The sequence below is a fragment of the Aquidulcibacter sp. genome (assembly GCF_020253525.1).
Taxonomy (GTDB): Bacteria; Pseudomonadota; Alphaproteobacteria; order Caulobacterales; family Aquidulcibacteraceae; genus Aquidulcibacter.
This window is the reverse complement of the sequence record NZ_JADCBK010000047.1, coordinates 1-9,506: the sequence shown is the minus strand read 5'-3', so window position 1 is coordinate 9,506 and position 9,506 is coordinate 1. Positions and strand designations below refer to the sequence as shown.

The window sequence follows — 9,506 nt, the reverse complement described above, 5'->3', positions numbered from 1 at the left end:
TACCCTTGAGCCGCAAAGATCGTGGCTGCTGCAACGGCATCGGCTTCGCCATGTTCGGGTTTGGCCATGTCAGTGTCCTGTACGAACGCTGTCCCTCGAGCATAACCCACGAGAGGACGACGGCCGGTGCATGCTTCAGCCGTGCCTTGCGGCACAAGTACAGCAGCACTGGACGTAACAGGTTCGCCACGCCCACCTTGGGTATCATATTGCAATCTATAAACAGCAACATCACACGCTGCTGAACCAGCGATTGGCGCTATGCCTGCCTTGGTTGCCATCTCGTCTAGTTGCTGCCGCGTGAATTGACGCACTGGCTCTATAGTGGATGTCGGCTTGCCCGATACCTTTGGCGTGGCTAGCGGTACAGCAATTGGTGCCAGCCGCGTATTGTCAATTGTCGAACAGCCGGCCAGCGCGACGGCGCTCACAATAAGTGCAATACTGAGCCGTGCAGCAATCACTTGTTCCTTCAAGAGTAGTGTAGAGTTGTCCGGAAACTCCCTCATCAGGCTGCTGGGTCTTTTGGTTGTGATCAGATCTGAGGCTAGTGAGGTGCTCACGTCGGTAGTTATTAGGGTGGCCGCGACCTGCATATGGTCTAGGTCGGCTGATACCGGCTGAGAATCTCTTGGTGGCATTGATGGTTGTGCTCTCGAAGGTTGAAGTACGGCGTCGATCATAGTCATGGTATGTTCCTTTGGGCTTGTGGGCGCTGCGAGCGGTCTAGGGTCTCAAGCAGGCCAACAGCCCAGCACATTGGACAACCGCGCATAAGAATAAGTGCACCCAGAAAAGCTCCGATGCGAAGATGAAGTGCGACTTCAGCCAACAGAATGGCTGAGGCCAGCAAAGCCAAAGCAGCAATGCCGCGCAGCAAATGGGTGGTTATTGAGCTGCTACAGAACATCTTTCAGTCCTCAATAAAGGTTGATGCGACGGTGCTTGATGCGGCATTTGACTTCGGCATCCCATCTTTAAGCCAGTAGCCGCTGGCTATCAGCGTTTCACGCACTTGGGTGCGGCCACGATGGAGACGGCTTTTGACGGCTTCAATACTCAGGCCCAATTGTTGAGCCACTTCTGGTGCTGTCAGTTCATGCAAATCGCGGAGCAGCAGCACCTCGCGGTAAGGCGGCTCGAGTTGCTCGATCGCGCGTGCTAAGTCTAGCCGAAGGTCTTGAGGCACTTGGGCAACTTGTGGTGTCTCGTGCTCGAGTAGCAAATCGACCGACACAGTGTCTTTGCGCCGCCGGAAAAGCCGGTAGCATTCGCGTTCCACAACTCGAAATAGCCAACCTGCAAAGGCTGCCACTGTTCGCAGCGCGCCAACGCGTCGATGCAATTGCCACAGGGCGATCTGCACAGCGTCTTCTGCATCTTCCGTTGTCGAGCAGGTACGCCGGGCAAAGCGTGCGAGGTTCGGCTGACAGAGGCAAATCAGCTTGAGGACGGCACCAGGCTCGCCACGCCGAGCGGCTTCCACGAGCTGAGTAGGTGGTGATAGCATGCTTTCCTCTCGTCGGCGTGAAATTGGTCTCAGAGTGCCAGTTTCGTATTGAAGAGGCTCCATTTGCTCAAAAGGGTTCAGGCTGCGAAAGAAAAACACAGCTCCTCTTTTGACGCGGCAGGGCTTATGTTCTCTTTTTACTGACTACTATTCCGCAGCCGGGGTCTCGAGGCGATGGAATGTCGGCTTTTGAGGATGGGTCAGCAGCTCAGCTTTGCGCCCCTAGTCGCATTTGAGTCAGACTTTTTTATAGCGAAACATAGCCGAATGTTGCCGCCATCGCTTAAAGTGCGCGGGCGCGAAAGCAGAGGTTTTAGTCCGACAAACCAAAGGCGCTCCATGCGCAAGCGACACTCTTTTCACTTCGCCTCAGTAGATGTTGCAAATAGTGCACATGCGCTCGTTCCGGTGGCGACAAGCTTGCCGCTCGTGGTTCTGATTTCACCCTGCGCGGTTGAAACTGTGCGGCCTGAGGAAACAACGGTTCCGATAACTTCAAGCTCATGTGTTTGACCACCTTGTAGGCCGCGAATGAAGCGTACCGCTGTGTCGGTCGAGGCGAAGCCTTTGCCCTTTCCAAGGGTGGAAAGAACAGCCAGTCCCATAGCCGTATCCAAAGCCGTAAGCGCGAGCCCGCCGTCTACCAACCCGCTACAATGTGCACGCCTTCGCCAAAAGTTCAGGTCGATTCTAATGATCAATTGGCGTTATGGCACGCAGACCGCCAGTGTTGCAGTCGCAACTTTAGGTTAGAGGACGTTTGGACTGCAGCCGGTCTTGTCGACCTTGAAGACCCAAGGTGGATATTAGTCCTAGCTCAATTCAAAGGGTTGAGATTGATACTATATGGCAGTTAACGGGTTGGGTGACGTCTGATTTCGAACATCGGCAGAAAAATTTGCAGAAGTGGTCCGTTTGATAGGGCATAGGCTATCGTCCCGACCCCAATGGCACCGCCACATATCCAGCCGAGCATGAGGACAAGACACTCGATCGTCATTCTGACCCATCGAACTTCCCAGCCCGTTACGCGAACTCCGCCTGTTGTCAGGCCGTCGCGGGGCCCCGGGCCTAAGCCCGCGCCGATATAGGCACCTATTGCGCCGCCGTTTAGCAGTATCGCGTCAATCAGCAATGCTGCCTGCAAAGGCTGTCCAGTCACTGGAGGAAAAACAGCTAAAATCATATCCGCCGCAGTGCCGATGACAAGCACGTTAAACATCGTGCCGATGCCCGGCTTTTGGCGAAGCGGTATCCAGATTAAAAACACAAGGGCTCAAACTAGGTTGACGGCGGTCCCTATATTGTGCCCGGTGACCCGGGACAGTCCTTCGTGGAAAACACCCCACGGGTTGAGCCCAAGGTTCGCGTGAACCATTAGGGCCAGAGACGCACCATAGAGGAAGAGACCGATTTGAAGTTGGATGAATCGACGATTGAACATGACCTCGTTTTAATCAAACTGGCCTTGTAAACTATAGCCAGTTTGGCGATAGTGGCATTATATCATTCGTAGTTAACCTTCCCAGCCTGTTGCGACACCTCGGGGACTGGCGGACCGCAGGCTCAGAAGATGTTTTGTACGGGCACCTTGCTAACGCCAGCACTTTTGGCGATGGCGTAGGTTGTCGCGCCAGAATAGCCTTGACGATGAAGTATCTCGAATGCTGCAGCAATCACACTCTCACGGGTGGCGGCACTGCGCTCATCTTGGGTACGTCCGCCTGTCCCGTCTCTGGCTGGAGCCTGCTTTCGTGACCGATTGGCGGGGCTAACGATATCAAGCACTTTAGAATACCCAGTCCTGTTTACCGATGCCAAAATGCACTTGTATGTTTATCCTTGTCAATGAACTTAGAGAATGCTCTAAAGTCACCATTGGCTCGAATAATGATGGCCCTTGAATGGTTGACATCGCTACTATCCGCCGCTTGCCAATTATCACCCTTATAGTGAAACACCGGAACTTAAGGAGGGAGCAAATTCAGACCATGGTTGACCATCTGCTTCTAAGACCAGATCGATCAGCAGTTTCGGGGCCGGTTTTCTCCGTTGTGGCACAAGGCGGCGTTCAAGCATTTATTCCTTTGTCCGAGGTAACCGCCTCGTTCCAGCGACCGGGCGAAGCGGCTATAACTGGGCCCGTGATCGCAGGGCCACATCGGTTTGCCGCAACCTGTCAAATCAGGGCCAACGGACCAGTCGCCGTGGTGTCTTTATCGCCCCAAACCCTCAGCCGATTTGACCTTCATTTGCCTCACATCGCCCAAAAGCTGGTATCGATCTCAGACAGCCATGTCGCAGAGGTGCTTGCGCCAAGGGTGCTAAGCGCAGAAAATGACGGGGCCTTTAAACGCGAGTTATCCCTGCGGCAAAAGCAAAGAATTGCCCGCGCCCAGACCGGCCTTACAACTGCCGCGACAAGACAATTGCGCCGCTTACAGACGGCACGCGATGACGTACTTCACAGTGCCAAGACTTTGGTCGAGATCGCCTTGGAGCATGGTTTTTATGATCAAGCTCACTTTACTTCGACCTATCGCTTATGGAGTGGCGTCACGCCCAAACTTGATCGTGATCGCGGCAGTTCCAATGTCGTTTTTTTACAAGACCAATCGGGCTGGTCGCCGCTACCTGAGCGCATGATCGAGTTCGGAGACTACAATGGTTAGGGCTATAAGGATTGCCGTAATTGGCTTGAGTTTGTGGGCCGCGGCGGGGGTAGCAATGGCGAAAGCGCCGCGTGGCCCGATCTTGTTGGACGCCCCCAAGAAGGTTGTTGAAGCACAAATAAGTCGAAGTGCAGCACTTGAAGACCTTATATCATTCGACCAAACGATACGGGCAACAGTCCCGGACGGAGCCTTAATCCCGACTCAAGGCGAGACGAACGCCTTTCTAAGCCGAGCGGCTTCAACACTTCCCGTAACGCTATCTCGGCGACAGATGGCGGCTGTAACGATGGAGTTTGCGGGTGGTTACAGCTCCTCTCATATCTATGTTCTGTTTCCGTTTGAGAATTGGAACGTGGATGCTGATCGTGGCGGCCGCAAACTCAACAGCTCAGTCGCCCTCGCAACCGATGAATCGCTTTTGATCGACAATCGCCCAGTTCAAACCATTAATGGTCGAGCTGCAAGCGAGTTTATCGATTGGGTAAAAGGTAGCTATGGCCAACATAATCCCCTGCGTCTTCCCCAGCGTGTCCGAGAAGGGGGCGCAGAGATGTTGTGGCTTTGGGGGATTGATGGGCCCTTCACCCTTGTATTTCGCGACGGGTCACAGGCGGTGATCGAAGGGGAGGCAATGTCCCTGCGCGAACACCCGCTTGCGAGCCAATCACATACAACAAACCAAATCCAAACAAGCCAAGCGCCCTTTTCACTCGTGATCGAAAGCAATGTCGCGCGGCTGGACATCAAGACCTTGGATCAACGCTTTGTGGGTGAGTGGGACACGTTGATGTCACAGCTCCGAGAGGGAATTGTCCAGGGCACAGTCACGAGCCTCATCGTCGATCTGCGTGGCAATCGTGGCGGTGCTGGACGCCTATCAGCCGGATTACTAAAAGTTTTGACAGGTACTGAGGTCCCCATGAGTGGGGGAAAACGCTGGAAGAGGTCCAAAGCTTATGAAGATGGCCTAGCCGAATTCGTTCCACCTCTTTTGCGCTTTGCACCTTGGCGACGAGCCATCTTAGGCGCAGACGGTGTCGCGGCGTTAGATTCCATCCCTATGGGTGAGACGCGCCTTTTCGGAAGCAGAGGACTGCCCAAAGTCACTTCTGCTTTACCCTCCAATCGCGTGCGTATCTTGATCGATCACAATACGGGCTCGTCAGCTACACAGCTTGCGCGCGCAATCCAGTTTTTCAATTTGGGCGAATTGATTGGCGCACCGACCTCAAGTTCCACGAGCGAACTTGGAGAGATCGCCTTCTTTCGGCTAAAGAATAGCCAGCTTGTCTTTGCCTCCCCCTCGGCTGAATTTTTAGATGTCTCTGGCGAACGAAAGCTTGGGCCAGTGATGCCGGATATTCTTTTGTGCGGCGATAATGGGCTGTTTGCTTCTGGTCGTGCCCTAGATGTGGCGCTAAATATGCCCCCACCTAATGTCCGCCAAATTTTTAAGCCAGTATTTCAAGCCAATGCCAGCGAAACAGATTATTGTGGTAGGTAGGACAAGTCAGAAGGTCTGAGTGATTAGCTTCCGGAGATGGAAAAGCTCCTACAGGGTGAGTTCAGGTCTTTTGAACCGCTCTCGCATGCGTCTTATGGTTGAGACAGCGCGACCTGTATCGAGCGCAATTGTGTCCGCAATGAAGTCGTCGAAGGATCGCGCTTCAATATTGAAGCTATTGAGAATGTGGGCCGGAAAATCCTTGAGATTATCGGTAACGATTGCCGCGGCTTGGGTTTTCAGAGCAGCGGCTAAAACGTGCGCATCGTTAGCATCAGCTAAGTCGCTCGCAACCGGCAGGAGATGCTCAAAATCGACGACTTCAGCATCCTCGAACGCTGCGCGCATTTGCTGGATTTGATGCGCGGCCTTTTCTTGGGCCTCTTCAATTGTGTTGCCGCGCTTGTACAACATCCCCGCTATGGCCCGTTCTGTTTCGTCCAGAACCTGACCAGACCAGCGGACCCGAAAGAAAGCTGCTTCAGCAAGAGATAGAAGCAGATTCCGGGGCAGAACACGAGCTAGCGGGCAGGCATCGATTTAGGCGGTATATCGATTGGCAAAAACGGAGCTAGAGGAGTTCTGCGTCTATGGCCGCAAGTGCATCGAGTGCTTGGCTGCGGCGGCCATCGCGCGCTCGTTTGTACTCAAAGAGATCCTCAGCCTTAATGCGCCTATGGCGGCCAACGCGCTCGAAGGGCAAATCACCACGTTCCAAGACAGCGATTAGGAAGGGTCGTGAGACATTGAGAATGTCAGCGGCCTGTTGAGTTGTAAGCTGCTGGCTGATTGGAACTAAGGTTACGGCATCTCCTTGGCCCAGATAGCGCAAGAGCTCAATGAGCAGGGCGGATAATCCCGGCGTGAGCGTCACTTCAGTTGGGGGCTGATCCACGCTTTGTAGAAGCCGCAATGTTGTGCCGCCTTGGGCATGAGCTGCTAGGATTTGGCGTAAGTTATTTGCTACCGCGCGCTCATTTGCTGAGGGCAATCGGCTGCCCAATTCCTGGGCGTAGGCTGGCATTGTCATTTCTTTCTCCTGAGAACCTTGGTATCGCCTATTCGAAATAAACGCAATAAACGCAATAAACGTAAACTGTGTCGGTAAAATGGCGTGGCTATCTTGAAGGATAGATCACGCCGAGACCCTGCCAGCACGCCGAGCCAGCCTCGCAATCTCACTCAAAGCCCGCGTCTCTGAATAATAAGCATCGCGTTCCACGGGTAAACCTAGGGGGCCACGCAGGCTTTCAAGCTCCTTCAAACTAACCGAGCCCAATTCAGGACACCCATGCCCTAGATCACAGAGACCAAACGCGAGGTCGGGATTATCGGGATCAATCTCGGTTAGAAGCCAAGTGGCATTTGCGTCAGGGGTAAAGAGTTTCGCGACCGGGACCGGATCAGTGTCCTCACCTGCGGCAGAGCGTGCGCCATTGGCAAGCAATTTCTGACGGATGGTTTGGGTAAAAAGTGATTGTGACATCTAAGCCTCCTTGAGGCCGCCGCGCACCATGCCGGCGAACCAGAAGTTCCTCCGCCAGACCCAATGGAGCCGCCGTCAACGCCCTTGTGGCTTGATGGCAAGCCAGGTCTGGCACCCGTTCCCAGCGTTCGCCAGCATGGGCGACAAGTAGAGCTTGGTTAATCAGCCATTCCGGATGCCTCAGAAGCACGCGCATGCTGTCCCAGATCAGGACTTATCCAGCTTCATTTGAGGACAGATGCTATGGACTCAACTAATCGGCGATATTGCTAAACCATTGTATTTAAACATTAAATATGATAATTATCGGTAACCAACCTGAGGGCGATAAATTCAATCTTGGGTGGCATGAAAAATGCTTTCCTGACAATCTGCGGCAGGACCGCCTGTGCGGCCAAGCCGCGTCAACCAAAGGACGCCATCTCTCTTCGTGTGTCCTTTTTGGGGGGTACAGGATGGGCGTTCGCGCGCGACTTGTTTGTCTGGGAATTGGTGCTGCCATTGGATTGGCCGCCGCCACCCAAGTTGTCGCCTGGCGCTATCAGTTTCAACCCGCCCTTGGGTGGGGACTGATGATTGGCGATGGGGCCAAGCTCTATCCCCCTTGGGACTTTCTTATTTGGGCTAAGACTTGGGGGCAGCTCCCCAAACACCAATCATCCATCGGCATGGGCGTGCCATTCTTGATGCTTGGTCTGCTTGTTTCACTTTTTCTGATCAAACTATTTGATAGCCCAGATGGGGCAGGGGGCTCGGATCTGGGCATTGCCAAGAAGCGTCGGAGATCTGTTGGCTGGGGCGACAGGAAGGCCCTGATCAAGGCAGGGCTCACGAAAGACCAAGGCGTCGTCTTTGGCCGACTTGACCCGGAAGGGCCACTTGATCGGCTTTCATTTATTGCACCTGACCTTTTGGTTTCAGGCGACATGCGACCCATGTTGGTTACAGGCGGTACCCGGTCGGGCAAGGGACGCGGTATTGTGGTGCCGACGCTTCTTAATTGGAACTGGTCGGCATTGATCTTCGATCCTAAGGCAGAGCTTTGGGCGACAAGTGCTGGCTTTAGAAAGAGCCTGGGCCCGACGCTCTTCTTCAATCCCCGCTCGCCTTATACCGCGCGCTTCAATCCACTGGCCGAAATCAGTCCGGGTGATGCCGCGGTTGGCCAAGTCAAGCGTCTGGTCGAAATCCTGATTGAGCCAGGTGGAAGAGAAGGACCGTCAGACTTTTGGGATAAGCAGGGGGCCGACATGCTCCAAGCCCTTATTCTTCATGTCCTTTATACGGCCTCCGTAGAAGAGAAGAACCTGGTGACGGTGCGCAATCTATCGGCTGATTTGGATTTGGCGGCCGCTCAGATGATTGCCACCCGTCATATTCCAAACCCGAAGGCGACGACAGACAATTCCAAAGAGCCTAGCCATATTTGTCATCCTGATATTGTCCAAGCCGCGCGCGCTTATGCATCAGCCCATGAGAAGGGTCGCAAAAGCGTCCAGATGACAGTCCGCTCTTATCTCAATTGGATCTCGGGTCACGAGATTGAATATGCGATCAGTGCGAGCGATTTCCGGATTGGCGACCTCATGTGCAACCCTGAGCCTGTCAGTCTTTATGTGCAGGTCTCGCCCGGTGATTTAAAATCCTTGCAGCCCTTGGTCCGGCTCTTTTTCCATTTGGCTTCGACAAGCTTCACGACGCATATGGAGACCGATAGCGATGGCAGGCCCAAAGAGCATGCGCTTTTAATGGCGCTCGATGAGTTTCCGCTCCTTGGTAAGGTGAGCTTCTTTGAAGACGTGGTCCGACTGGCGTCAGGCTATGGCATCAAATGCCTCTTCATCGCCCAGAGTCTCAATGACATTTCCCGCGTCTATGGCGTCAATAATGGATTTTTGGACAATACCCAGATTTATGTGGCCTTTGCCGCCCTTGATCCGGTGACGCGGGAAAAGGTCTCAAAGCTAACGGGCCATGTCACGGAAACGCGCTTGAGTTCGAGCTTACCGCATCACTTTTCAGGCTCGGGTGGCAGTCGAACTTTGGCTGAAGTTGAACGACCTTTGCTCGATGTCGCTGAAGTGGGCGCTTTGCCGGACGATAAGCAATTGATCTTCATTGCCGGACACAGACCCTATCTCCTGCCCAAGCTCCGCTATGATAAAGTTGGCTGGCTCGCCAAGCGCGCTAATCGTGCCGTGCCCGACCAAACCAAGCAAATTGATACGCCTGAAAAGCCCGGTCACCCTTGGGCAGGGATAGAGAGCTTTGGCTTTGACCCCGAGGCCGAAGTCTCCTTTGCGGGCGAAAGTGGTGGTATGAAATATCTTC

Annotated in this window: 11 protein-coding genes; 3 read left to right on the top strand and 8 right to left on the bottom strand. The window is 53.9% G+C overall.

Going from position 1 to position 9,506, the window contains the following annotated elements; translation table 11 throughout:
* From IOB61_RS06285 to IOB61_RS06265, 5 genes are all read right to left on the bottom strand, one after another.
* On the bottom strand, positions 1-689 hold a 689-nt coding region (locus tag IOB61_RS06285), incomplete at its 3' end, for a hypothetical protein (protein WP_290813811.1).
* A 224-nt stretch (positions 690-913) separates the two neighbouring features.
* Positions 914-1,510, bottom strand: coding sequence for a sigma-70 family RNA polymerase sigma factor (locus IOB61_RS06280; protein ID WP_290813808.1), 597 nt, complete (start codon positions 1,508-1,510; stop codon positions 914-916).
* Between the two features lie 359 nt (positions 1,511-1,869).
* Positions 1,870-2,211, bottom strand: coding sequence for a PaaI family thioesterase (locus IOB61_RS06275; RefSeq protein WP_290813805.1), 342 nt, complete (start codon positions 2,209-2,211; stop codon positions 1,870-1,872).
* Between the two features lie 152 nt (positions 2,212-2,363).
* On the bottom strand, positions 2,364-2,780 hold the full coding sequence (locus IOB61_RS06270) for a hypothetical protein (RefSeq protein WP_290813802.1): 417 nt from the start codon (positions 2,778-2,780) through the stop codon (positions 2,364-2,366).
* 296 nt (positions 2,781-3,076) lie between these two features.
* Positions 3,077-3,298 carry a TetR/AcrR family transcriptional regulator gene (locus tag IOB61_RS06265; RefSeq protein WP_290813799.1) on the bottom strand — a complete coding sequence of 74 codons (222 nt, stop codon included), beginning with the start codon at positions 3,296-3,298 and terminating at the stop codon, positions 3,077-3,079.
* Between the two features lie 203 nt (positions 3,299-3,501).
* Between IOB61_RS06265 and IOB61_RS06260 the strand changes: the two genes are divergently transcribed.
* Complete coding sequence (locus IOB61_RS06260) at positions 3,502-4,182, top strand: helix-turn-helix domain-containing protein (RefSeq protein WP_290813796.1); 681 nt, start codon at positions 3,502-3,504, stop codon at positions 4,180-4,182.
* 274 nt (positions 4,183-4,456) lie between these two features.
* On the top strand, positions 4,457-5,689 hold the full coding sequence (locus tag IOB61_RS06255; protein ID WP_290813793.1) for a S41 family peptidase: 1,233 nt from the start codon (positions 4,457-4,459) through the stop codon (positions 5,687-5,689).
* A 48-nt stretch (positions 5,690-5,737) separates the two neighbouring features.
* On the opposite strand, the gene IOB61_RS06250 is transcribed toward IOB61_RS06255, so the two are convergent.
* The 3 genes from IOB61_RS06250 to IOB61_RS06240 form a co-directional block, all read right to left on the bottom strand.
* A complete protein-coding gene (locus IOB61_RS06250) occupies positions 5,738-6,190 on the bottom strand; it encodes a PIN domain-containing protein (protein ID WP_290813814.1) in 453 nt (150 codons plus the stop codon).
* Positions 6,191-6,260: 70 nt separating this feature from the next.
* Positions 6,261-6,719, bottom strand: coding sequence for a helix-turn-helix domain-containing protein (locus IOB61_RS06245; RefSeq protein ID WP_290813790.1), 459 nt, complete (start codon positions 6,717-6,719; stop codon positions 6,261-6,263).
* Positions 6,720-6,824: 105 nt separating this feature from the next.
* Positions 6,825-7,175: a DUF2958 domain-containing protein gene (locus IOB61_RS06240; protein ID WP_290813788.1), complete on the bottom strand. Its 351-nt coding sequence runs from the start codon at positions 7,173-7,175 to the stop codon at positions 6,825-6,827.
* Positions 7,176-7,630: 455 nt separating this feature from the next.
* Between IOB61_RS06240 and IOB61_RS06235 the strand changes: the two genes are divergently transcribed.
* The coding region (locus tag IOB61_RS06235; protein ID WP_290813785.1) for a type IV secretory system conjugative DNA transfer family protein at positions 7,631-9,506 on the top strand (1,876 nt) is incomplete at its 3' end.

What these genes read in the sequence shown, in the direction of transcription:
- IOB61_RS06280 (WP_290813808.1), bottom strand. Translation starts at nt 1,510, where the DNA reads ATGCTATCACCACCTACTCAGCTCGTGGAAGCCGCTCGGCGTGGCGAG.
- IOB61_RS06260 (WP_290813796.1), top strand. Translation starts at nt 3,502, where the DNA reads ATGGTTGACCATCTGCTTCTAAGACCAGATCGATCAGCAGTTTCGGGG.
- IOB61_RS06255 (WP_290813793.1), top strand. Translation starts at nt 4,457, where the DNA reads ATGGCGGCTGTAACGATGGAGTTTGCGGGTGGTTACAGCTCCTCTCAT.
- IOB61_RS06245 (WP_290813790.1), bottom strand. Translation starts at nt 6,719, where the DNA reads ATGACAATGCCAGCCTACGCCCAGGAATTGGGCAGCCGATTGCCCTCA.
- IOB61_RS06240 (WP_290813788.1), bottom strand. Translation starts at nt 7,175, where the DNA reads ATGTCACAATCACTTTTTACCCAAACCATCCGTCAGAAATTGCTTGCC.